Below are 22309 nucleotides of genomic sequence, written 5' to 3'. Positions count from 1 at the left end.
ATGATGGCCGAGATCCGTGTTGAAAATCTGCATAAGAGTTTCGGTGAGTTCGTGGCCGTCCGTAACTCAAACTTCACCGTCGAAGACGGGGAATTCGTGGTCTTGCTCGGTCCGTCGGGGTGCGGGAAGACCACAACTTTGCGCATGATTGCCGGTCTGGAACTGCCTACCTCGGGTCGCATTCTGCTGGGTGGCAATGACGTGACGTTCAAACGCGCCGGCGAACGCGACATTGCCTTTGTGTTCCAGCTCTTCGCTCTCTATCCGCATATGAATGTGCGGCAGAATATTGGCTTCCCACTGAAATGCGAAGGCGTTTCCCGTTCCGAGATCAGTCGGCGTGTGAGCGAGGCAGCGCGCATTCTGCGGATCGAGCATATCATTGACAAGCCGGTCTCTGGTCTCTCGGGCGGAGACAGACAGCGCGTGGCACTTGGCCGTGCCATTGTCCGCGAACCCATGTGCTTCCTGATGGATGAGCCGCTGGGCGCGCTTGACTCGGAGTTCAGGCACGTCATGTGCGGAGAACTCCGGAGTCTTCACAATCGCCTGAAGGCGACCACTGTCTATGTAACCCACGACCAGATGGAAGCGATGTCGATGGCTGACAAGATCGCCGTGATGAGCGGCGGCTTGATCGAGCAGTTTGGCACACCACAAGAGATCTACCAGAGACCGGTTTCCATGTTTGTTGCCGATTTTATCGGCTCGCCACCGATGAATTTCCTGCGTTTCGAGAGCGGCCTGGCACGTGGCAGCGCGGAAGCAAGACTGGGAGATGCGCTCGTGCCGATGCCCGCAGTGCACGAAGACGTGGCGCCGGCTAAGCTCGTCCTCGGCGTGCGTCCCGAACATATCCGTTTCGATGACGCATCGCCATTGCGTGGTTCGGTCTATGGCGCTGAATATCTGGGGACGACCCAGATCGTCACGGTCGACACTGACTTTGGTCAGATCAAGGCGCGAACCAACTCCCACATCACGGTGGAGCCTGGAACCCATGTTGGTCTGCGGTTCAAAGCAGACAGGCTGTCGCTCTTTCATGGCGAAGGTGGTCGAGCAGTAAACAGCGCTTTGTACGAGGGTATTGCCCATGGCTGAGGTAAGGCTTGAATCCGTCACCAAACGCTTCGGCGATACGACTGCCGTCGAGGCGATCGAACTCACCGTGCAAGACGGTGAATTCGTCGTTCTATTGGGTCCAACCGGTGCCGGGAAGACGACGACGCTGCGCCTGATCGCGGGACTTGAGGCGCCAGATGAGGGGCGAGTATTTCTCTATGGCAAGGATGCGGCACCTTTGTCGCCGGCGGAACGCGACGTCGCTTTTGTCTTCCAGCAGTATTCGCTCTACCCCCATCTCAGTGTCTTCGAGAATCTCGCCTTTCCACTGCGTTCGCCGGCGCGGCGGCGCGATGAAGCGACGATCAAGGCCACCGTCGAAAAGGTCGCCGCGATGCTTCGGATCGAGAAGAAACTTCAGAACCGTGCGACGCGCCTTTCTGGCGGAGAGATGCAGCGTGTAGCAATCGGCCGGGCGCTGGTCAGGTCGCCGTCGATCTATCTGATGGATGAACCGCTGTCGTCGCTCGACGCCAAGCTTCGCTCCGATATGCGGCTCGAGCTGCAGCATATTCAGCGGGATCTTGGTGCGACCATGCTCTATGTCACCCACGACCAGATCGAGGCGATGACAATGGCGACACGCATTGGCGTGCTCGATCATGGGCGACTTGTTCAGATTGGTACACCGCGCGAGATCTATGAATCACCGCGCAATGTATATGTCGCCACCCGTCTGGGAATGCCGTCAATCAATCTGGTACCCGCAGCAGCCTTCGCGGGGCAACCGATGCCACCGGGAGCAACGACAATCGGTGCACGTACAGAACACGTGGTCGTCGGCAGATCCGGGGCGGGACGAAGCAATCCGGCGACGGTTGAATGGATCGAACATCTGGGTGATCAGAATCACCTTCACCTGAGGGTGGGTGAGCATAAGTTGGTGACCCTGGTGGACCCCGATTTGCCGCTTGCAGTCGGAGATGCGATCGATCTCAGTCTTAAAGGAGCTCTCTACTTTGGTGCGGACGGCGAAAGAATTGCGGCCTAGGTCTTGGCGGTGAGAGTGTTTTGGGTAGGACGGGAATGAGCTTGATGGAACAGGGTGCAGAGCTTAGGCGCGAACTTGTCACGGCATTGGCCAGGACAATCGACCAGCATGCCGACGAATTGACGCTCCTCGATCAGGCGATCGGTGATGGTGATCACGGCCTCAACATGAAGCGTGGTTTCGAGGCTGTGGTAGCAGACATTCAAGGCCTGTCGCAGAAATCCTGGCCGGACTATTTCAAGAGTATCGGGATGACGCTGGTGATGAAAGTGGGTGGCGCATCCGGGCCTTTGTTCGGGACGTTGTTCCTGACCCTGGGCAAGGAGCTGCCTTCGGAGCCGCAGCCGGATGATATCGTACGTGCCCTGCGCGCGGCTATCGTCGCCATACAGGCGCGAGGCAAGGCAGAGGCCGGGCACAAGACGATGCTCGATGTCCTTATTCCCGTGGTGGAGCTGCTTGAGGCCGGTGACAGGGATCTCGTCAGTTTGGTGCAGAAGGCACATGATGCGAGCGAAGCCACCAAGCCCCTGAAGGCCGTACGAGGCAGAGCATCTTTTTTGGGTGAGCGGTCGATCGGGCATATGGATCCGGGAGCGCGTTCATCTGCCTTGATGATTGACGCGGTTGCCGGTGTGCTGAAGGAATTGGCATGAACAGGGTTGGTATTGTCATCGTCTCACACTCGCCGAAGGTGGCCGAAGGGGCTGCCGATATGGTGCGCCAGATGGTGGGGAACGATGTGCCCCTGGCTTGGTGTGGAGGGGATCCGGGAGGCAATCTCGGCACGTCGGTCGAGCATATTCTGAAGGCGATCGATGCCGCTTGGTCGGAGGCGGGCGTGGCAATCCTGGTCGATCTCGGTGGTGCCGAAACGAATTCAGAGATGGCTGTCGAGATGTTGCCTGCTGAGCGCCAGGGGAAGGTGGTTGTCTGCAACGCGCCGATTGTCGAGGGGGCCGTCATTGCGGCAACAGAGGCGTCGGGTGGATCCTCGCTGGACATCGTACGGCGGACGGCGGAAGAGCTATCGCCGCAATGAGCAAGAGTGGCGAGTCGGATTGAGGTATCAGGATGAAGTCCAGGACCAGGAATATCGCGGCATGACAGAAACACCGATCAAGGCGGCGATAGAGATCACCAATCCGACCGGATTGCATGCGCGGCCGGCGGTGAAGATGACCAAGCTTGCCAAGAGATTCTCGGCGCAGGTGCTTGTTGCATTCGATGATAAAGGGCCCTGGATCGATGCCAAGAGTGTCGTAAAGGTGATGGCTATGAAAGCACCCAAGGGAGCCACCCTTCATTTTGCCGCAACTGGGACCGATGCTGCCCTGGCGATCGCCGAGCTGGCGGACCTCGTGCGCCGCGATTTCGACGAAAATCATGACGATCCTGTTGCAACCGGTGGTGTTGGGCAGGGGCATGCCGGCTGAATCATGGCATAGCGGTCGCGCTGCCTCGCCTGGCTTCGCGGCTGGGCCTCTTTTCATCTGTCGCCCGGCGGCTGCGACGCAACGCATTGCGGGTACACCAGCTGCCGAGGCGGTCGCTCTGCGCAAGGCCATTGCCGCTGCCATTGGTGAAATCGAGCTGTTGCAGTCAGATGCCAGCGGTGAAGCCGTGGAGATTCTTGACTTCCAGATAGCCATGTTGAGCGACGACGCCTTGGCCGAAGCGGCCTTCAATGATATTGAGCGAGGCGCTTCGGCCGATCATGCCTGGGCCATGTCACTGGACGTGCAGGTTGCGGAATACGCACATGCGGCGGACGAGTATTTTCGCGCCAGGGCCAGCGATCTCGCTGATATTCGTGATCGGGTACTGGATCGACTGCGTGGTGCCGAAACAGAAAATCCACCGCCGGGCGCAGTTCTTTTGGCTGACGATATGCCGCCCTCGCGCTTCCTGTCGCTGGATTGGTCGGGTGGCGGCGGGGTTGCCTTGACGGGCGGCAGCCCGACAAGTCACGTCGCGATGCTGGCGCGTGCCCGCGGTGTGCCCATGGTGGTGGGTCTCGCCCTTGATCTTGGCCAGGTACAAGCATGTGAACTCGTCCTGTTGGACGGCGAGCGAGGGCGACTCAATTTGGCGCCGAGCTCTGCCACTGCCGTGGCTTTTGATGGACAGATACGCGAGCAAGCGGCACAGGCGGAGTCCTGGGCTCATTTCGTTGGGAAAGCTGCTGTGACCGCGAATGGCGAGCGGGTTCTCACTCAGATCAATATCGCAGAACCGACCGAACTCGACCGGCTTGATCCCGCGATCTGCGATGGCATTGGACTGGTGCGCACGGAGTTCCTGTTCCACGATCAGTCCGGTTTGCCAGATGAAGAGCAACAGTTCGAAGTCTATCGCCGGATTGTGACATGGGCTGGCGGCCGGCCAGTAACGATCCGGACGCTTGATGCAGGCGGCGACAAGCCGATCGCCGGACTGTCGATGGCCCAGGAATCAAACCCCTTTCTCGGATTGCGCGGGATAAGACTGTCGCTCGTCAATCAGCCGGTTTTTCGGATCCAGTTGCGAGCATTGGCGCGCGCTGCGCAATTCGGGCCATTGAAGATCATGTTGCCCATGGTAACGGTGCCTTCCGAGATCACGGCAACGGCTGCGATCCTGGCTGATGAGGTGGCAAAGCTGCAAAAGGCAGGCATTCCCAGCCGGCTTCCGGCCCTCGGTATCATGGTTGAGGTGCCGGCTGCCGCTCTGGCCGTGGACCGGTTTGATGCCGCGTTCTACTCGGTCGGGTCCAACGATCTCACGCAATATGTGACGGCCGCGGCCCGCGATATCGCCTCGGTTGCCGGGCTCAATGATACCGCCAATCCGGCTGTTCTGATGTTGATCGAGCGAGTAGCGGGATATGGCCGTCAGTCGGGACGAGAAGTCAGTCTATGTGGCGATGCCGGCGGCGATCCACGACTCATTCCATTGCTGTTGCAGGCCGGTATTCGTAACCTGTCGATGGCGCCAACTATGCTTGCCAGGGCGAAATCAGTGATTGCCGGCTGGGAATCCACATGAGTGACGAGATCGGCAATGGCGGCAATGAAGAGTCGGCGATGGCCGAATACAAGGGAATTCTGCAACGGTTGCTGGACAACCGCCCCTCGGGAACACGCCAGCGGCTGGCGCATGCTTTGGGCAAGAACCGCAGTTTCATCACGCAAATCACCAATGCCAGTTACGCGGTACCCATCCCGGCGCCGCATCTGGAGACAATTTTCGAGATCGTGCATTTTCCGACACATGAGCGGCAGGCCTTCCTCGATGCCTATGGCCGGGCCCATCCCGGCCGTCTGCAACGGGCGCAATCCACTCGCCGTATTCGTACGGCAATATTGCATGTTCCCGATCTCGGCGAAGAGGAACGCAATCGCCGGCTTGATCATATGTTGAGTGAACTTGCCGTCCAGGTCGCCAGGATCCTGGAAGACGGCCAATGACTGCGGGGAGATGACCAATGAAGAAACTCATCAACAGTACCGACACCTTGTTGGCTGAAAGCCTGGATGGGTTTGCTGCCGCCCATAGCGACATTGTAGAACTCGGCGAGGACCGAAAGTTCATCCGTCGTCGCAATCTCAAGCGCGGCAAGGTCGGCTTGATTTCCGGCGGCGGCTCGGGCCATGAACCGTTGCATGGAGGATTTGTCGGTCATGGCATGCTGGATGCGGCCTGTCCTGGCCAGGGTTCACCTCACCCACGCCGGACCAGATGATCGCGGCAGCACAGGCCGTCGACACCGGCGCTGGCGTCCTGTTTATCGTCAAGAACTACGAAGGCGATGTGATGAACTTCGCCATGGCGGCGGAAATGGCTGCCGACATGACGGGCGGGCCAATGATGACCGTGATCACGGACGACGATGTCGCGGTCGAGACGTCGACCTACTCCACGGGACGGCGCGGTGTGGCCGGTACCTTGATCGTCGAGCGTCTCGTGGGTGCGGCTGCGGAGCAGGGACGGGACTTGGCTGGATTGCAGACCTACGGCCAGGAAGTGAATGCGCGCACGCGGTCGATGGGTGTCGCCTTGACGAGTTGCACGGTGCCGGCGGCCGGTAAGCCGACCTTCTCCCTGGCCGAGGACGAGATGGAGATGGGGGTCGGCATTCATGGGGAGCCTGGGCGACGGCGGGTGAAGCTGACGTCGGCAGATGAAATTGCGGCAGAAATGCTTGGCGCTGTCACGGGCGATCTCAAGCCAAAACCGGGCCAACAGGCCATCCTGCTTGTCAATGGCTTCGGTGGTACGCCAGCGATGGAACTGTATCTGATGTGCAACGCCGCGCGACGCATTCTTGCTGCGGAAAAAATCCTGGTGGCGCGCTGCCTGGTTGGTTCCTATGTCACGTCGCTTGAAATGGCGGGCTGCTCGATCACGCTGTCCCTGGTCGAGGATGCCGATCTAGCCTTGTGGGATTCACCGATTCACACTGCGGCCATGCGCTGGCGCATGTAGACGTCAGCCGCCGGCAAGCTGTGCCGCCAGGAGCATTCCTGCTCCCGGCGGTGTTTAAGGCGCCTACTGTTTGAGCGCTTTCACTTCTTCCCACAGCTTGATGTACTTGGCATTGCGGGCGCTCTCGACCGGCTGGAACAGGATGCCGTTGTCGAGATGCTTCACCGGATCGGTGATGCCCAGTGCCGCCACCTGTGCCGGGTCAGCGATTTCGAAAGCCTTTCGATTGCTGTGCCCGTAGCCGTAGGATTCGATCATGAACTTACCGGTTTCTGGCGAGAGCCAGGCGTCCAGGAAGTCATATGCTGCTCCTTCGTCAGCCTTGCCGGTGTTGAGCAGAGTCATGCCGCACAGCCAGGTAAAGATGCCTTCTTTCGGCTCGGCATATTTGATGGGGACGCCTTGTTCCTTAAGGCTCTTCACGGTTTCGTTCCAGGCATAGGCGGCAACGATTTCGCCTGACGCCAGCGCCTGATTGATTTCGGTATTGTCCTTCCAGAGGAATCGACTGTTCTTGACGATCTTCTCAAGCAGGGGCCGGTTGGCTTCAAGTTCCGCGTCGGACATTTCGAAGATCTTCTTCTTGTCGTAACCGAGCAGCAGGCCGACGATTTCGGCGGCGGCTTCAGTATCGGACATCGACAGCTTGCCTTCATAGCGGTCGTCGGTGAAGATTCCCCAGGACTCATTGGCGGCAAAGTCGGGCTCGACCAGGTCTGTGCGGTAGGCGATACCCGAATTTCCCCAGTCAGCGGGGATCATGACAACGTTGCCACCGACGACGACACCATTGCCGACCTTCAGGGGTTCGAACACGTCGTTCCAATGGCTAAGGCGAGCGGTGTCGATGGGCTTGGTCAGGCCTGCTTCGACGAAATAGCCGACGGAATAGGTGCAAGGGTGCACGGCATCGGCATTGAAGCCCGACCGCACCTTCTGGAGGGCCTCGTCTTCATTGGCAAAGATCGAGAAAGCGGGCGGGGACCCGTGCTTGTCGACATAGGCCTTGAAGAAATCCGGCTGGTCGTAGCCACTCCATTCCATGACCGTCAGCTGCTCTTCGGCGCGTGATCGGGTCGGCAGGAGTGTCATGCCGATCCCGAAGGCTGCCGCGGATCGCATGACGTCACGGCGCGAAATGCGCCCTTGCGACATGCGGTCGATGAATTTCAAGCGGTTCATTCCCATAGCCCCCTATCTGATTGAAACGTCGTTTTGTTGTGGGTTTGATTGAAACCGGCAAATTTGACGTCCGGCTGTGCATAGCTGTCAACGTTCTTTCATCGATTTGGCGGTTGGACACGAAATGATGATCTTTCTGACGGCCAAGGCCCCCGGGGAATCCATGAATCCAGATCGCGGACTCATGAATTGCGTTGTGCTTGACAGCCGAGCGGCACGCGACTGACACTTGCTTCAAGGCATGGCGCTCAAGACCATGCTGCAGGGATGGTAGCGTGATTGGGAAATTCTCGGAATGAGTGACGCGGCGAAAGGCAGTTTCGTCGCCGGTGGCGACCGTGTGCGCGCCGCAAAGGGCAGTCTGATTCAAAGATTTCCGTGGCTGCGCGGCTATCTCTTGATGTCGCCGACTTTGCTGGTGATGCTGGCGATGCTGGTGGCGCCGATTGTCGCCTTGGTTGTACGCAGCTTCTGGACCCAGAATGTCTTCCAGATCGACACGACCTTTACGCTGCGGAACTATGCCCAGATATTCGAATTGTCGGACAAGATTACCTACTGGATGAGCATTCCGTTTCCGTTCGCCAATCCGGTCTATCTGATCCTCCTGGTCAAATCGATCCTGATGTCCTTGGCAGTCACGGCCTTTGTGATGCTGCTGGCCTATCCGATGGCCTATTTCATGGCCTTCCGGGTACGGCGACACAAGTTCCTTTGGCTCATCCTCATCACCGTCCCGATCTGGACCAGCTATCTTCTGCGCGTCTTTGCCTGGAAGATCATGCTCGGCTTCAATGGTGTGATCAATTCCAGCCTTATCAAGATCGGCCTGATCGACAAGCCGCTCGACTTCCTGCTCTACAGCCCCTCGGCCGTCATGCTCACCCTGGCACATGCCTGGGTCGCCTTTGCCATCCTGCCCATCTATGTGAGCCTCGAAAAGATCGACCGTTCCCTGCTGGAAGCCGCGACCGACCTTGGCGACAAGCCGTGGGAGCGATTCTGGCATATCACCTTGCCGCTTTCGGCGCCCGGTGCAATCGCGACATCCTTGATGGTGTTCATCCCGACGGTCGGCGACTATGTGACGCCGACTCTTGTCGGCGGTTCAGGCGGCAGCATGATCGGCAACAATATCCAGATCCTGTTCGGTCGTCAGAACGACGCGCCGCTCGGTTCGGCCGTTTCCGTCGTCATGATGGCGGTCATCACGGCGATCGTCTGCCTGTTCCTGTGGGCGGTCGGCTACCGCAAGATTCGCGCGCGCGAGGCGATCTAGCATGGGAAAGCGAATCGACTTTCTCCCGATCTATGCCGTGCTGTTCCTGGTCTTCCTCTATGGCCCAGTCCTGCTTCTGCCGCTTTTCTCGTTCAACGACGCGACCTATGCCGTCTTTCCGCTGAAAGGCTTCACCCTCAAGGCCTATCAGCAGATGGCGCACGATCCATCGCTGTTGAAGTCTCTCAAAAACAGCTTGATGGTCGCAACTGGCGTTTCCATTGTCAGCACGGCCTTTGGTTTGTTGGCTGCGATGGGCGTCACTCGATACAAGATGCCGGGTCGGGGGCCAATGATGGGCGGCATCATGCTGCCCTTGGTCGTCCCCAGCATCATCCTTTCCGTGGCGTTGCTGGTGATCGCGCGTCAGGTGTTTGATATTCCCCTGACACTCTGGACGGTCGGTGCCGGGCATGTGCTGCTATGCGTCCCGTTCTCGATGATGGTGCTGATGGCCCGCCTCGAAGGGTTCGACAAGAGCCTTGAGGAAGCATCCGGTGATCTCGGCGAGAATGGCTGGATGACATTCTGGCGCGTGACCTTTCCCCTGGCATTGCCCGGGGTCGTCTCCAGCCTCCTGATGTCATTCACCATCTCACTTGACGAATACGTCATGGCCTTCTTTCTCAGCGGCCTCGATCAGACACTGCCGATCTTCCTCTACAGCCAATTGCGCTTCCCACAGCGCTTGCCGATGACCTTGGCGCTTGGCAGCACCATTCTGGTGATCTCAACCATCATCGTCATCTTCTCCGAGATTCTGCGCCGCCGTGGCGTCCAGACAACCAAACCAAGCGGACTTTGACCTCATGACCGCAACCGACACCATTATCTCGCTCAATCATGTCTCCAAGCTGTTCGGGCCCGTGCGCGCGGTTGATGATGTGAGCTTCGAGATCAAGAGGGGGGAGTTCTTCTCGCTGCTGGGGCCATCCGGCTGTGGCAAGACCACACTGCTGCGCATGCTGGCCGGGTTCGAGGTGCCGACATCCGGTGCCATCCTGATCGATGGACAGGATGTCTCGACCGTGCCGCCCTATGCGCGGCCGACCAATATGGTATTTCAGAACTACGCGATCTTCCCGCATCTCAATGTTGGTGAGAACATTGCCTACGGCCTGCGCAAGAAAGGGCTCGGTAAAGTTGAGTTGGCGCGCGTGGTGGAGGAGGCGCTGGAGCTGATCAAGATGCCGGGTTATGGCGCGCGGGCCAGTCACCAGCTATCGGGCGGCCAGCGGCAGCGTGTGGCACTGGCACGAGCCCTGGTTTGCAAGCCCAAGGTGTTGCTGCTCGACGAACCGCTGGGTGCCCTCGACAAAAAGCTGCGCGAAGAAATGCAGATCGAGCTGCGCCAGATTCAGCGTTCGGTCGGCGTCACCTTTGTCTTCGTGACCCATGACCAGGAGGAGGCGCTGGCGCTCTCCGACCGTATTGCCGTCATGTCCCGCGGCAAGGCGCTTCAGATCGACAGCGCGACGCGCCTTTATGAAGCTCCCAGCTGCCGCGAAGTGGCGGAGTTCATCGGTTCGATGAACTTCTTCCCAGGCACGCTGAAAAACGTGAACAACGGCATCGCCGTCGTCGATGCGGGGCCGCTCGGCAGCCTGTCAGTTACGGTCAGCGCGCCAACCCCTGCAGCCGGCTCTTCGGTTGCAATCGCCGTGCGTCCGGAGAAAATGCGCCTGGCATGGGCGCAACCTGCCGTCACCAGCAATGCTGTTGCCGGCAAAGTACATGCCGAGGCCTATTTCGGCGATCGCAGTCACTATCACATCTCGATCGAGGGCCTCGGCGCACCGATCGCCGTGGCACATCAGAAGATCGATCGCAGTCTCGATGATTCCAGCACCGTTGGCCGGCCGGTCTGGCTGAGCTGGCCCGACAGCGCCGGTGTTCTGCTCAGCGAGTAACGCGTTCAGCCAAACTGTTTCGCAATGGCCGCAAGGCCGGCGAGGATGTGTCTGTCCATGCCATCGTCGACAGGGAGTGGCTGCGACGATACCTTCACGATGACGGTTTCGCTTCTGCGGTCGATGTAGATCCACTGACCATGTATGCCAACGGCGCAGAAAGCTCCGCGGCTTTCATCGACGATGTACCATTTGCTGCGGTATTTTCCGTCCTTGATGAAGGTGGCCATGCTGCCGCGCGCCCAGGCGCCCTTGTCACCATTCGTCAAGATGTCATCGACCCAATTCCGTGGGACGACCATCCTGCCACCAACTGTCCCATGGTTACGCATCATTTCGCCGAAACGGCCAAGATCGCGGAGAGTTGCGCTGATTCCGCCGGCTGTCCGCGCAGCGCCCAGGCGATCGACAGTCACATAGGCCGGCATTTCGGCGCCGATATGCTGCCAGATGCCATCGCTGAGCAGGTCAGCGAGCTTGCGGCCCGAAGCGCGCTCAAGCAACCAACCCAGGAGATCGGAATTGGGTGACACATAGTGAAAGACTTCACCATGCTTGCCATCGGCGCGGCGCGTCGAGGCGAGGAAGCTGCGCAGATCACCGCCCGATTCCGGATCTTCGACAGGATTCCATCCGCTGGCACGGCGGTAACGCATGAAGTCGCCCGTTGGATCCAGATAGTCCTCGGTGAAGTCGATCGCCACGGTCATGTCCAGCACTTGCCGCACCGTTGCGTCGCCATAGGCGGACCCTCGGGTTTCCGGAAGATAGGTGGTGACAGCAACATTGGGATCGAGCTGTCCGCTCTCGACGAGCTGGCCTGCCAGCGTTCCGGTGATGGACTTGCTGACCGAAAAGACGATATGCGGGCGCAGCGCGGTGAGGGCGGCCGCGTAGTCCTCGGACACAATCCGGCCCTGATGGAGCACCAGAAAACCATCCGTGAAGGTGTCGGCAACCATGCTGGCGACCGTTCCATCCTTGCCGTCCATCGTGCGATAGCCAACCTGGCCGAGCTCGATTGGTGCGCTGGGAAGGGGCGACACGCGAGCTGGGTCGTGCGCAATGATGGCGCTGGGGACAATCTCCGACACGTGCGAGAAAGCCCAGCGGTTGAACGGCGCAAGGCGCCAGTTCGCCAGAGTCACCTGCTTGTCGGCACTGGGCGGCGATCCCTGCATCAAACCAGCTTCAAACGGCATTCCATCCATCGCTGCACCCTCATGGCAAATTGCCCCGCAATCTAGCCCCACTGGCCAGCCTCGCCAAGGGGATCGGCCGAAAATTTACCCGCCTCGGTCTGCGAGGGCCGGAACAGGGTGGCGTAACCCAGGGTGGCAATGGTTTTCTGAGATCAGAAGGACATGCCGTAGCTGACCGCAACGCGATAGTCGCGACCTGGATCCTCTTCCTCCGAAAGATAGCGGTAGTAGGAATTGTCGAAGAGATTGTCGACACCGGCATCCACCCGGAATCCTCTAAGAGCCCCCTCGTCGGGCGCCCAGGTGGCGAACAGGCCGACCACATTGTAGTCGTCAGTAGCCAGAGCGGCATCGGGTGTGCGGTTCTGCGCCCAGGCATATTCGTGGCTGACGCCGAAGCTGACATCCCAGGCTGGCACCTTGCCACCCAGGACCAGCACCAGTTTGTCCGCCGGAATCGAGAGCAACGGCTCATCATCCGTCTTGTTGTCGCCGCGAATGCGGGAATAGCCACCATTGAAGAAGACGTAGTCGGAATCATAGCTGAGTGTCACCTCGACACCATCGATCTCCGCGCGGGGGACATTCACCGGCGTTGTCGTGAAAACCATCGGGGGGACAAAATCCATGACCACGTCGCCATCGATGAAATTCTTGGCCTTCGTCGTGTAGTAGGCGGCATGGAATCGAATGCCATCGTCCGGCAGAACAACATCGTCGAAGTTAAGTCGCAGGCCACCCTCCCAGGTCTTGGCCGTTTCCGGCTTCAGATCGGGGTTTGGCACAAAGACGTTGTTGGCGCCTGGGAAAATGTTGAAATGGGTGCCGCCGATATAGAGTTCGGTCACCGATGGGGCGCGGTAGCCCTCGGCATAGCTGCCATAGAGGGAGAGCCAATCCAGCGTGTGCCAGTCGACGGCGATCTTTGGCGATATCCGGTCGTTTGACTGGTCGGAGAAATCGCCGCTTGGCTGGCTCTTGTAATAATCCCATCGCACGCCGGGAGTGACGCTGATCTGATCGAACAGTTCCATTTCATACTGAGCATAGACGCCCACAACATCCTGAGTGGCGTCGGGAAATTGCGCGCGCTTTTCACCGTCCACGCGGCCTTTGCCGGAATCGTGGTAATATTCGGTGCCAAACGTCACGGCATGATGAACCGATTGGCTCTCAAACTCGAAGGTGTTGAACAGGTCAAAGCCTGTCGTCGTCAGCTCCGTCGTCGTGACCCGGTCATAACCTTCCCCATCGTCCTTCACATCGGTGTCATCGCGATAGAGTGTTGCTTTCAGGTTGATCAGATCGGTATCCGGTGAATCGACGGCATAGCTTAGAGTAGCGGTGCTCTTGTCGATCTCGTGGTCGGCGTCGTAGATCGCATTGAGGTTGTCGACATCGGTGGCCTCGATATTCTCACTGTTGTTATAGAGCAGGCCCGAAAGCTCGATCCGGTGGCCCTCTGCGGGCGAAATGCCAAGCTTCGCCAGGCCGCTCAGGATATCTACTTCGGTGTGTTCTATGTCGCGCCCAGAGCCACCTTCATAGTCCTGGCTATCGCGCCAGACGGCGCTGCCGATGAAATCGACTTCCTCGATCGGTCGAAGCGCCACGATGCCGGAAAGCGACGGTTCGTCGTTGACCGAATGAAATCCGGCCTTGGCGCGGAATCCGAACGTATCGTCTTCCTCCTCCAGGAAGTCCGCAGCATCCTTGGTCTCCAGCGCAATGACGCCACCGATGGCGCCGCTGCCATAGAGCGTCGATCCGGCGCCCTTCATCACCTCGATGCTCTTGATCATTTCCGGATCGACGAACATTGTGCCGCCATGGCCGGAACCGACATTCTGCCTCGCGCCGTCGATGGTCGTGAGCACGCGGTTCGTGCCCCAGCCGGTCGATCCCATCCCGCGAATGTTGGGCTGGCTGTCGGACCCCTTTGGACCGCCCTCGATTTCGACACCGGGCAGGTTGTTGAGGGCATCGCCGATCGTCAGCGGCTGCAGCCGTTCCAACTGTTCCTGATCGATTACATCGATACTGGCCGGGACGTTGCTTAGCGCGCGGGGTGTCTTGGTGGCCGTCACCGTGAGGGGATTGAGTTCGGCCGGCGCAGCCGGATCAATTTCTTGCGCATTGCGATCGGCTTCTGTTTCCGGTGGCAGGAGAACCGGTTCTTCCGCCTGTTGCGCCAAGCTGGGCAGTGGCATGAGCACAAGCGACAACAGGGCCGTACTGGCCCATAGATGCATATAACGGCGGGACGACATGGGGTTGAACCTCCAGAGCTCGAGTCAGGAAAGACCTGGCTTGGCTCTGGCCCACCTATCGAATGAACAGGTGGTGTCGCTGGCTCGCTAGGCGAATGGTCACTGTGGGATTCGCATTATGCATTACCCCACATAGGTGAGAATCATTCTCAAATAGGTTTTATCGCCCATCAAATTCTGGTGCAAGCTCATTGTTGGAATAGGGGAGAAGCAGGATCGACGGCGGCAAAGCTGGCGCCGCGCGCTAGATTGTCGAGATAGACGGTGGTGGCGTAGGCGGCGGGATCACGATAAGGCCCGAATTTGAAGTATTGCGGTTGTCCAGTGGCGCCATGGTGGCCAATAAATCCCACGGCCCGGGCAATCTTGTTGCCATTTGCCCATACTTCGACAGCGCCATTCTCTCCACCTTTGACCCGGAAGACGAGGTCGGTCCACTGCCCAAAAGGCGTCGGTAGATAGGCAAGACGCTCAATTGCGATCGGGCGCGCCGGCGTAAGTGACATCAGCGGTCCGCCGAATTTCGGCTCACACCGAGCTGGGGTTGCCAAAGTGGCGTCCGCCATATCGGCTTCAAAGGCGAGCAGCAGTTTGCACCCATAGGGGCGCCCCGTGTCTGGATCGCTTTGGGCGGCATCGACATCCAATGTCACATGGTAAAGGCCCCCGGTGAATCGTTGTGCCACAAATGGACTGTCATCGATCGGTGCCTTCCACTGACCGATCACCAGGCGCGTATTGTCTCCTTTTGGCGCGCTCGCCCGATCGATCCACATCGAGAAGCCATAATAGAGATCGTCGCCAAACCTGGGTCCGAACTCGAAACTCTCCCAGATCTCGGCTCGCTCCTTCTCATCCGGTGTGTATTCGGCATAACGCCCGGCGATCAGGCAGGAGGTTGCCTTTGGAACCCAGGTCGCCGTCCCGAACACCGGCTCACGAATACGCAGCTTCAAAGCCTGCGACCCGGCACGCGCCCGATCCTGGCTCAGGGAAATGGCACCCTCCGGCCGCTCGCAGGGCACAAAAGCCGCTGCAAACGTGGCTCTTTCAAAACCCTCCTGGACCGTGTGGGCTACTTGCGCACGCGCCGGGAAAGCCAAACAAGGCAGCAAGCCAAGAAGCAGAAAAATGCCTATCCTGACCGCCATGGAGCGGGCCGATTACAGGAGCTGCAGGAGGAGGAGGACCAGGCCAACCATGGATACGGCCCAGGTCCCTGTCCGAATCCAGGGGATGCCGACAAGGTAGACGATTGCATAGGCCAGCCTGCCCCAGAAGAAAAGCTGCGCGCCCAGGGCCGTCATGGGATTCAAATGACCCGTTGTGTGGGCCACCAGTACCAGCGCGGCAAACAGGGCCAGGTTTTCAAGCATGTTGCGATGAGCTCGCGTAGCGCGGCCGGCCAATCCGGTCAGGACGGGCATGTTTTCGCGATTGCCCGCCAGGGCCGGCAAACCGACCTGCAGCTGCGTCGCGATGGCAGCGATCAGCATCTGCACAACGCAGAGGATGACGGTCCATACCAGCAAACCGAGTTCGGTTGGAATTTCTCCAGGCATTTTGACCTCCCCATGAGATTCATCGGTGCGACCGGCCGGCAATCGACCTTTGTCGCTTCCATCTTATCTTCGGTTCAGGGGGCGCGGTAGGCCCGGGACCGATAAAGAAAAACCCCCGGGCCACTGCTGGTCCGGGGGTGTGTGTTCCGTGGAAGGACGGGATGTTAACCTAGCTTGCCAACAGCGGCAGCCACGTCGCACATGCGGTTCGAGAAACCCCATTCATTGTCATACCAGGCGAGGACGCGCACGAAGGTGCCATCGATGACCTTGGTCTGCGACAGGTCGAAGGTCGAGCTGTGCGGGTTGTGGTTGAAGTCGATCGAGACCAGCGGCTGGTCGTTGGTGCCGAGGATGCCCTTCAGCGGGCCGTTGGCGGCCTTGATGATCGCCGCATTGACCTTTTCCGCGGTCGTCGCCTTCTGGGAGACGAATTTGAAATCGACCACCGACACATTTGGCGTCGGCACGCGGATCGAGGTGCCGTCGAGCTTGCCGGCGAGTTCCGGCATGACCAGACCGACGGCCTTCGCGGCACCGGTTGTGGTCGGGATCATGCTGAGCGCCGCCGCTCGGCCGCGATAGAGATCCTTGTGCATCGTGTCGAGCGTCGGCTGGTCGCCGGTATAGGAATGGATCGTCGTCATGAAGCCGTGCTCGATGCCGAGCGCTTTATGCAGCACATAGGCGACCGGCGTCAGGCAGTTGGTGGTGCAGGACGCGTTGGAGATGATGGTGTGCGACTTTTTCAGCTTGGCGTGGTTGACGCCGTAGACGACGGTGATGTCGGCATTGGTGGCGGGTGCCGAAATCAGCACGCGCTTGGCGCCGGCGGCCAAGTGCAGCTTGGCCTTTTCCTTGTCCGTGAAAAGGCCGGTGCATTCGGCGACCACATCGACCTTCAGGTCCTTCCACGGCAGCTTTGCGGGGTCGCGCTCGGCGCTGACATTGATCCAGCCGCGGCCGACATCCATGGCACCTTCCTTGGTCTTCACGGTGCCGTTGAAAGTGCCGTGCACGGAATCATAGCGGAAGAGATGGGCATTGGTTTCGACCGGACCCAGGTCGTTGATGCCGACCACCTCGATGTCCTTGCGACCCGATTCCATCATCGCGCGGAGGACGAGACGGCCGATGCGGCCGAATCCATTGATCGCTACCCGAATTGCCATGTGACGAACCTTTCCTAAATCCGAAGAGTGCTATGTATCAGAGCTTCGCGGTGACGGCGTCGACGATAGCCGCCGGCGTAATGCCGAAATGAGTATAGAGATCGTTGATCGGGGCCGACGCGCCGAAGCCCTTCATGCCGATGAAGATACCGTCGGTCCCGATATAACGTTCCCAGCCGAAGCCAATGGCGGCTTCCACGGCAACCTTGAGGCCAGTACCAAGCACTTCCTTCTTGTAGGCTGCGGACTGCTGATCGAACAGTTCGCAACTCGGCATCGACACGACAGCGGTGCCGATGCCTTTCTCCTCAAGCAGCTTCTGCGCCTCGACGGCGATGGCGACCTCGGAACCGGTGGCGATCAGCGTCACTTTGCGGTCCTTCTGCGTCGGGCGGATGACATAGCCGCCGCGGGCGCAATGATTGGCATTAGCCGCATCGGCGCGCAGATGCGGCAACGCTTGACGGGTGAGCGCCAGGATCGAGGGACGATCCTTTGTGGTGAGCGCCAGCGCCCAGCATTCCGCCGTCTCCATCGTGTCACAGGGGCGGAATACCAAGAGATTAGGAATGGCGCGGAGTGCTGCCAGATGCTCGACCGGCTGATGGGTCGGACCGTCTTCGCCGAGGCCGATCGAATCATGGGTCATGACATAGATGACCCGCTGATTCATGAGCGCCGAGAGACGGATGGCCGGGCGGCAGTAATCAGTGAACACCAGGAAGGTACCGCCGAACGGGATGATCCCGCCATGCAGCGCCATGCCATTCATGGCCGCGGCCATGCCATGTTCGCGGATGCCGTAGTAGATATAGTTGCCGCCATAGTTCTCGGCCGAGACCGGCTTGGCGACCTTGGCCTTGGTGTTGTTGGACCCTGTGAGGTCGGCCGAGCCGCCGATCAATTCCGGCAGACCGGGAACCAGTGCGTCCAGCACCAGTTGCGAAGACATGCGCGTGGCAAGCTTGGGCGCGTCCTTGGCGATGGCGGATTTAAGGTCACCGACCAGATCGGCGAAATTGGCCGGCAACTCGCCGGCGATAACGCGTTCGAATTCGCCCTTCTGCCTGTCGCCGTCCAGGCGTTTGGTCCAGGCGGACTGGGCGGCGCTGCCGCGGCCACCGATTGCTTCCCAGGCGGATTTGATCTCGGCCGGGATCACGAACGGCTCGTGGCTCCAACCCAGTTTCTCACGCGCGCCGGCAATCTCTTCCTTGCCGAGCGGCGAGCCGTGGGTGGCGGAGGTCCCGCCCTTTTTCGGGGCGCCGAAGCCGATCACCGTCTTGCAGGCGATGAGGGACGGCTTGGCCGACTTCTTGGCGGCGGCAATGGCCGCCGACACGGCTTCCGGATCATGGCCGTCGACCCGGGTCGCGTTCCAGCCGCTTGCCTGGAAGCGCATCACCTGGTCATCGGAGCAGGATAGGGAAACCGCGCCGTCGATGGAAATGCCGTTATCGTCGAAGAGCACGATGAGCTTGTTGAGCTTCAAGTGCCCCGCCAGCGAAATTGCCTCGTGGCTGATGCCTTCCATCAGGCAGCCGTCGCCGGCAATGACATAGGTATGGTGGTCGACCAGATCATCGCCGAAGCGTCGCGTTGAGGATACGCTCGGCGAGCGCCATGCCGACGGCATTGGCGAGACCTTGGCCGAGCGGACCGGTGGTCGTTTCGACACCCGGCGTATGGCCATAGTCAGGATGGCCAGGCGTCAAGCTGCCCAATTGGCGGAAGCGCTTCAGCTCATCAAGGGTGACGCCCGCTACGCCGGTGAGGTGGAGGAGCGAATACATCAACATCGACCCGTGACCGGCCGACAGCACAAAGCGGTCCCGGTCCGGCCAGCCTGGCTGGGCAGCGTTGAACTTCAAATGACGCTGGAAAAGGACTGTCGCCACGTCGGCCATACCCATCGGCATGCCGGGGTGTCCGGAGTTTGCGGCCTCGACCGCATCCATCGACAGGGCGCGAATGGCATTTGCCAGGTCGCGGTGGGGGATTGTGGTCTTCGCGGCAGCAGCCGAATTCGCGTCCATCATCATTCCTTGGACTGACGGGCAATTACCCGAGAATCCTAATATGGCGGCCGACCGATCCGGCCGCCGGATCGGGCCGGAACATGCCCGCGCGGGCGCATAAGGTCAACAACGGATTCCCGCGGTATTTGCTGGAAATCTCTGTTTTCCCGAGCAGCGAATGTGAGCCTGCCCACCGCATCGGTTGACGCCGCTTCAATAGGTCGAGTAAACGAGAAGAAACCGGCAATCAAACCGATCCAGATGTAGGTTCAGAATCACCACTGCAGATTGGAAGCGGATCAACCGGGGGCAGGGACCGACAGGATGTCCAGATTGGATACGGCAATAAGTCGCCTCGATGCGGCCATGGCGCGCTTGGATTCGGCGGTCGAGGACAGTTCCTCGCGCGGTTACAAGGACCGTGACCTGCTGCAGACGGAACTGGCGGTTCTCCGACAGACCTACACATTGCTGCAATCGGAAGCGCGGCTGGTTTCCGACAGGTTGGACACGGTAATTGGCCGCATGCATTCCGTGACCGAGGGGGCTTGAGACAATGCCGACCGTCACCATTGCGCTGAATGGCCGCAACTACGACATCGCCTGCGGCGAAGGCGAGGAAGCCCGCGTCCAGGAACTCTCCGGCGAGATCCGGCGACGCATGGAAGGTCTGGCCAAGAATGCCGGTCCTGTGGCGGAAAACCTCCTGTTTGCTCTGACCGGCCTGTTGCTTGCTGACGAGCTCGACCAGAAAAATCGCCAGATTGCCCAGCTCAAGGGTCAGCAGGAAGACCTGGTGCAGCGGCGCGAGATCGCGCTCGCCGACACCATCGAGCGCCTTGCGGTCAAGATCGAAGCTATTGCAGCAAGGCTTGAAGCAGCCTAAGTACCGTCTGGGCGGAGCGCTGCAGGGTTCGCAAGCCGGGTAATCCCTGAGGCCAATTCTAACCTCTAGGGAGCTGTCCCTACCGAGACCGTGGTCTCGGATATACGGTGCCCACCTGCTTAGGCAGGCCACGGAGGATTCATACGTGCGAACGGCCCAGGTGGCACCGCCCACCTCATCACAGCCGCGCCAGTGATCGACAAGATCGATCATTGGCGCGGCTGTTTGCTGCTTGATCGATCAACAGTCGGTAAGATCTCAGTCTATGGATTCACAGGAACTTATTGATTTTAAAAAAAATCTTCGACGAGAAGCATTTGCGACGCGCGATGTCGCCTGGCAGGCGAACCCCTATGCGGGAGAAGCGCTCAAGCAGCATCTGATAGAGGCTTTGCCAATGCCACCCGGCATCGCCATTTCCGGATACTGGCCCCTCGAAGGCGAAATAGATCTGCGCCCGGCATTGGCCCACTTCCATGGCGAAGGGCATCCGGTCGGCCTGCCGGTCGTGGTCGCCAAGGACGCGCCGCTCGTGTTCCGCCGCTGGCATCCAGATGACGAGATGATCCTGGGCAGCTTCCGGGTCATGACGCCGCCGGTCGGCGCTCCGGGAAGTCGTACCGACGATCCTTTTGGTCCCGCTGCTGGCTTTCGACCCTGACGGATATCGCCTTGGGTATGGTGGCGGTTTTTATGACCGCACGCTGGCCAAGCTGCGGAGCGAGGCGCATGCTGTTGCTGTTGGCGTTGCCTATGCGGCGCAAGAGGTGCCATTCGTGCCCCGGGGCAGCTTCGACCAGCCGCTGGATCTGATCGTCACGGATCGCTCAGTCTTCAAGTTTGATATTAGAAAAGAAACGTAACGTTATGAATTTGTTGTTCTTGGGAGATCTGGTCGGCCGCGCTGGCCGCGATGTGGTGGTGGAGCGCCTGCCACAGCTCCGCCGAGACCTCGCGATCGACTTTGTCGTCGCCAATGTCGAGAATGCGGCTGGCGGGTTCGGCATCACCCAGAAACTATGTGCCGATCTGTTCGCCCATGGCGTCGACTGTGCGACCACTGGAAACCATGTCTGGGACCAGAAGGAGACAGTCGGGTTTATCGGGAGTGAGCCCCGCCTTCTGCGCCCGGTGAACTTCCCAATCGGCACTCCAGGTAAGGGTGCCGGCCTGTTCCAGACCGCCCGGGGCAAAAAATCCTGGTCGCCAATCTGATGGGTCGCCTGTTCATGGACCCGCTGGACGATCCCTTCGCGGCGGCCGAGGCATTGCTCAAGACGTACCGCCTCGGCGGGAATGCCGACGCGATCATGTTCGATTTCCATGCCGAGGCCACCAGCGAGAAGATGGCATTTGGCCATTTCGTGGATGGGCGCGCTTCTTTTGTAGTGGGAACGCATACCCATGTCCCGACCGCAGATCACATGATCCTGGAAAAGGGGACTGCCTACCAATCGGATGCCGGGATGTGCGGTGACTATGATTCCGTGATCGGCATGGAAAAGACGGCGCCGGTCCTGAGGTTCACCAGGAAGCTACCTACCGAGCGACTGAGCCCAGCCAACGGCGCAGGCACGCTGTGTGGTGTGCTCGTTGAAACAGATGAAGCGACGGGTCTTGCGCGGCGCATCGAGCCGGTGAGGTTGGGCGGAAAGCTCTCTGCCGCGATGCCAAAGGCGGCCGCGTCGGCGCTTGGCTGAACCGCCCGCTTGCCCATTATTACCCATGTTCACAATGCTTTGACAGATCCTTGACCAAAATCGGTCAGGTTGCATGGCTTAACTTGGGGACGGGCTTTCGTGGCGATGCCAAACGCTTGCGTAGTGCCCGAGGCAATGCGTGAGGCATGTCGTCCAGCTTGCAGGGGCAGGATCCGCCTTGGGCTGGTCAGCCGCGCTTGCTGCCAGCGACGGCCATAAATCGGTCGACTTCGTTCTGCATCTGCTCGGCCCGGCTCATGAACTGGCGGGCCATGTCGTGAACCCGGTCACAAGCGCGCGGCTCGCCATCGCCGACAATCGTCAAGGCGCCTGTCACACCTTCCAGACCCATCTGGCGGGCGACCTGGGTGACAAACTCCGCCATGCGACGGATTTCCGCCTCCAGATCGACACTCTGGCTGTTACTTCCGGGTTCCCGGATCGTGCGGGACATTCATGACCTCGCTTACCTGAGTTGGCGCGAATCGGCGCCAATCGTTAAAGGCTATACGGAGCATTCCGTAAACGAGTCATGAATTTTGCGGCGG

General features: G+C 59.7%; 21 protein-coding genes, 1 other RNA gene and 3 pseudogenes. 17 read left to right on the top strand and 8 right to left on the bottom strand.

The features are described from left to right. The first annotated feature begins 3 nt into the window (after window positions 1–3). The 8 genes and pseudogenes from IPK59_04950 (at window position 4) to dhaK (ending at window position 6580) form a co-directional block, all read left to right on the top strand. Window positions 4–1101 (top strand): ABC transporter ATP-binding protein, encoded by a 1098-nt coding sequence (locus tag IPK59_04950; protein ID MBK8158141.1) that lies wholly within the window; start codon window positions 4–6, stop codon window positions 1099–1101. After that, entirely contained in the window at window positions 1094–2113 is a 1020-nt protein-coding gene (locus IPK59_04945) for an ABC transporter ATP-binding protein (GenBank protein MBK8158140.1), read from the top strand. Before IPK59_04950 ends, IPK59_04945 begins: the two co-directional genes overlap by 8 nt. 44 nt (window positions 2114–2157) lie before the next feature. Then, entirely contained in the window at window positions 2158–2769 is a 612-nt protein-coding gene (gene dhaL / locus IPK59_04940) for a dihydroxyacetone kinase subunit L (GenBank protein MBK8158139.1), read from the top strand. Beyond that, entirely contained in the window at window positions 2766–3155 is a 390-nt protein-coding gene (locus tag IPK59_04935; protein MBK8158138.1) for a PTS-dependent dihydroxyacetone kinase phosphotransferase subunit DhaM, read from the top strand. The genes dhaL and IPK59_04935 overlap by 4 nt, the downstream gene beginning before the upstream one ends. Window positions 3156–3216: 61 nt before the next feature. Next, complete coding sequence (locus IPK59_04930) at window positions 3217–3549, top strand: HPr family phosphocarrier protein (protein ID MBK8158137.1); 333 nt, start codon at window positions 3217–3219, stop codon at window positions 3547–3549. After that, on the top strand, window positions 3539–5140 hold the full coding sequence (gene ptsP, locus IPK59_04925) for a phosphoenolpyruvate--protein phosphotransferase (GenBank protein ID MBK8158136.1): 1602 nt from the start codon (window positions 3539–3541) through the stop codon (window positions 5138–5140). Before IPK59_04930 ends, ptsP begins: the two co-directional genes overlap by 11 nt. Next, window positions 5137–5562: a hypothetical protein gene (locus IPK59_04920; protein ID MBK8158135.1), complete on the top strand. Its 426-nt coding sequence runs from the start codon at window positions 5137–5139 to the stop codon at window positions 5560–5562. The genes ptsP and IPK59_04920 overlap by 4 nt, the downstream gene beginning before the upstream one ends. Before the next feature lie 17 nt (window positions 5563–5579). Further along, window positions 5580–6580: pseudogene (dhaK, locus tag IPK59_04915) on the top strand (dihydroxyacetone kinase subunit DhaK). 63 nt (window positions 6581–6643) lie between these two features. Here the strand turns inward: dhaK and IPK59_04910 are convergent. Then, window positions 6644–7762, bottom strand: a complete 1119-nt coding sequence (locus tag IPK59_04910; GenBank protein MBK8158134.1) for an extracellular solute-binding protein — start codon at window positions 7760–7762, stop codon at window positions 6644–6646. Between the two features lie 295 nt (window positions 7763–8057). On the opposite strand from IPK59_04910, the gene IPK59_04905 reads away from it, so the two are divergent. Genes IPK59_04905 through IPK59_04895 form a run of 3 tightly spaced genes read left to right on the top strand, consistent with a single transcriptional unit; the run spans window position 8058 to window position 10951 of the window. Continuing rightward, on the top strand, window positions 8058–9041 hold the full coding sequence (locus tag IPK59_04905; GenBank protein ID MBK8158133.1) for an ABC transporter permease: 984 nt from the start codon (window positions 8058–8060) through the stop codon (window positions 9039–9041). A gap of 1 nt (window position 9042) precedes the next feature. Next, on the top strand, window positions 9043–9846 hold the full coding sequence (locus IPK59_04900) for an ABC transporter permease (GenBank protein MBK8158132.1): 804 nt from the start codon (window positions 9043–9045) through the stop codon (window positions 9844–9846). A 4-nt stretch (window positions 9847–9850) separates the two neighbouring features. Continuing rightward, on the top strand, window positions 9851–10951 hold the full coding sequence (locus IPK59_04895; GenBank protein ID MBK8158131.1) for an ABC transporter ATP-binding protein: 1101 nt from the start codon (window positions 9851–9853) through the stop codon (window positions 10949–10951). A 5-nt stretch (window positions 10952–10956) separates the two neighbouring features. On the opposite strand, the gene IPK59_04890 is transcribed toward IPK59_04895, so the two are convergent. The 6 genes and pseudogenes from IPK59_04890 to tkt all read right to left on the bottom strand — a co-directional run bounded on the left by IPK59_04890 (window position 10957) and on the right by tkt (window position 19193). Continuing rightward, window positions 10957–12162: a serine hydrolase gene (locus IPK59_04890; protein MBK8158130.1), complete on the bottom strand. Its 1206-nt coding sequence runs from the start codon at window positions 12160–12162 to the stop codon at window positions 10957–10959. 143 nt (window positions 12163–12305) lie between these two features. Next, complete coding sequence (locus IPK59_04885) at window positions 12306–14423, bottom strand: TonB-dependent hemoglobin/transferrin/lactoferrin family receptor (protein ID MBK8158129.1); 2118 nt, start codon at window positions 14421–14423, stop codon at window positions 12306–12308. 188 nt (window positions 14424–14611) lie between these two features. Then, the gene (locus IPK59_04880; GenBank protein MBK8158128.1) at window positions 14612–15574 is read right to left on the bottom strand and encodes a heparin lyase I family protein; all 963 of its coding nucleotides are present in this window, start codon (window positions 15572–15574) and stop codon (window positions 14612–14614) included. 12 nt (window positions 15575–15586) lie between these two features. Next, window positions 15587–15973, bottom strand: coding sequence for an MAPEG family protein (locus IPK59_04875; protein MBK8158127.1), 387 nt, complete (start codon window positions 15971–15973; stop codon window positions 15587–15589). Window positions 15974–16149: 176 nt separating this feature from the next. Beyond that, entirely contained in the window at window positions 16150–17157 is a 1008-nt protein-coding gene (gene gap / locus IPK59_04870; GenBank protein MBK8158126.1) for a type I glyceraldehyde-3-phosphate dehydrogenase, read from the bottom strand. Between the two features lie 37 nt (window positions 17158–17194). After that, window positions 17195–19193, bottom strand: a pseudogene (gene tkt, locus IPK59_04865) (transketolase). 348 nt (window positions 19194–19541) lie between these two features. Here tkt and IPK59_04860 point away from each other — a divergent pair. The 6 genes and pseudogenes from IPK59_04860 (at window position 19542) to IPK59_04835 (ending at window position 21761) form a co-directional block, all read left to right on the top strand. Next, window positions 19542–19727 (top strand): hypothetical protein, encoded by a 186-nt coding sequence (locus tag IPK59_04860; protein MBK8158125.1) that lies wholly within the window; start codon window positions 19542–19544, stop codon window positions 19725–19727. Window positions 19728–19731: 4 nt separating this feature from the next. Then, window positions 19732–20061 carry a cell division protein ZapA gene (locus tag IPK59_04855; protein MBK8158124.1) on the top strand — a complete coding sequence of 110 codons (330 nt, stop codon included), beginning with the start codon at window positions 19732–19734 and terminating at the stop codon, window positions 20059–20061. 13 nt (window positions 20062–20074) lie between these two features. Next, window positions 20075–20232: non-coding RNA, 6S RNA (gene ssrS / locus IPK59_04850), on the top strand. 94 nt (window positions 20233–20326) lie between these two features. After that, window positions 20327–20722 carry a hypothetical protein gene (locus tag IPK59_04845; protein MBK8158123.1) on the top strand — a complete coding sequence of 132 codons (396 nt, stop codon included), beginning with the start codon at window positions 20327–20329 and terminating at the stop codon, window positions 20720–20722. Further along, window positions 20694–20924, top strand: coding sequence for a hypothetical protein (locus IPK59_04840; protein ID MBK8158122.1), 231 nt, complete (start codon window positions 20694–20696; stop codon window positions 20922–20924). Before IPK59_04845 ends, IPK59_04840 begins: the two co-directional genes overlap by 29 nt. A 4-nt stretch (window positions 20925–20928) precedes the next feature. After that, window positions 20929–21761 (top strand): annotated as a pseudogene (locus IPK59_04835) (YmdB family metallophosphoesterase). A 187-nt stretch (window positions 21762–21948) separates the two neighbouring features. Here the strand turns inward: IPK59_04835 and IPK59_04830 are convergent. Next, window positions 21949–22215, bottom strand: coding sequence for a hypothetical protein (locus IPK59_04830; GenBank protein MBK8158121.1), 267 nt, complete (start codon window positions 22213–22215; stop codon window positions 21949–21951). Window positions 22216–22309 lie beyond the last annotated feature (94 nt).

Source organism: Rhodospirillaceae bacterium (assembly GCA_016712715.1).
In the GTDB taxonomy this organism is placed as follows: Bacteria; Pseudomonadota; Alphaproteobacteria; order Dongiales; family Dongiaceae; genus Dongia.
The sequence above is the reverse complement of the archived record's forward strand: the minus strand, read 5'-3'. Positions and strand labels throughout refer to the sequence as shown.

Bases quoted from the DNA above. Each gene is read 5' to 3' on its own strand.
- IPK59_04950 (MBK8158141.1), top strand. From the start codon at position 4: ATGGCCGAGATCCGTGTTGAAAATCTGCATAAGAGTTTCGGTGAGTTC.
- IPK59_04945 (MBK8158140.1), top strand. From the start codon at position 1,094: ATGGCTGAGGTAAGGCTTGAATCCGTCACCAAACGCTTCGGCGATACG.
- dhaL (MBK8158139.1), top strand. From the start codon at position 2,158: ATGGAACAGGGTGCAGAGCTTAGGCGCGAACTTGTCACGGCATTGGCC.
- IPK59_04935 (MBK8158138.1), top strand. From the start codon at position 2,766: ATGAACAGGGTTGGTATTGTCATCGTCTCACACTCGCCGAAGGTGGCC.
- IPK59_04930 (MBK8158137.1), top strand. From the start codon at position 3,217: ATGACAGAAACACCGATCAAGGCGGCGATAGAGATCACCAATCCGACC.
- ptsP (MBK8158136.1), top strand. From the start codon at position 3,539: ATGCCGGCTGAATCATGGCATAGCGGTCGCGCTGCCTCGCCTGGCTTC.
- IPK59_04920 (MBK8158135.1), top strand. From the start codon at position 5,137: ATGAGTGACGAGATCGGCAATGGCGGCAATGAAGAGTCGGCGATGGCC.
- IPK59_04910 (MBK8158134.1), bottom strand. From the start codon at position 7,762: ATGAACCGCTTGAAATTCATCGACCGCATGTCGCAAGGGCGCATTTCG.
- IPK59_04905 (MBK8158133.1), top strand. From the start codon at position 8,058: ATGAGTGACGCGGCGAAAGGCAGTTTCGTCGCCGGTGGCGACCGTGTG.
- IPK59_04900 (MBK8158132.1), top strand. From the start codon at position 9,043: ATGGGAAAGCGAATCGACTTTCTCCCGATCTATGCCGTGCTGTTCCTG.
- IPK59_04895 (MBK8158131.1), top strand. From the start codon at position 9,851: ATGACCGCAACCGACACCATTATCTCGCTCAATCATGTCTCCAAGCTG.
- IPK59_04890 (MBK8158130.1), bottom strand. From the start codon at position 12,162: ATGGATGGAATGCCGTTTGAAGCTGGTTTGATGCAGGGATCGCCGCCC.
- IPK59_04885 (MBK8158129.1), bottom strand. From the start codon at position 14,423: ATGTCGTCCCGCCGTTATATGCATCTATGGGCCAGTACGGCCCTGTTG.
- IPK59_04880 (MBK8158128.1), bottom strand. From the start codon at position 15,574: ATGGCGGTCAGGATAGGCATTTTTCTGCTTCTTGGCTTGCTGCCTTGT.
- gap (MBK8158126.1), bottom strand. From the start codon at position 17,157: ATGGCAATTCGGGTAGCGATCAATGGATTCGGCCGCATCGGCCGTCTC.
- IPK59_04860 (MBK8158125.1), top strand. From the start codon at position 19,542: ATGGCGCGCTTGGATTCGGCGGTCGAGGACAGTTCCTCGCGCGGTTAC.
- IPK59_04855 (MBK8158124.1), top strand. From the start codon at position 19,732: ATGCCGACCGTCACCATTGCGCTGAATGGCCGCAACTACGACATCGCC.
- IPK59_04845 (MBK8158123.1), top strand. From the start codon at position 20,327: ATGGATTCACAGGAACTTATTGATTTTAAAAAAAATCTTCGACGAGAA.
- IPK59_04830 (MBK8158121.1), bottom strand. From the start codon at position 22,215: ATGTCCCGCACGATCCGGGAACCCGGAAGTAACAGCCAGAGTGTCGAT.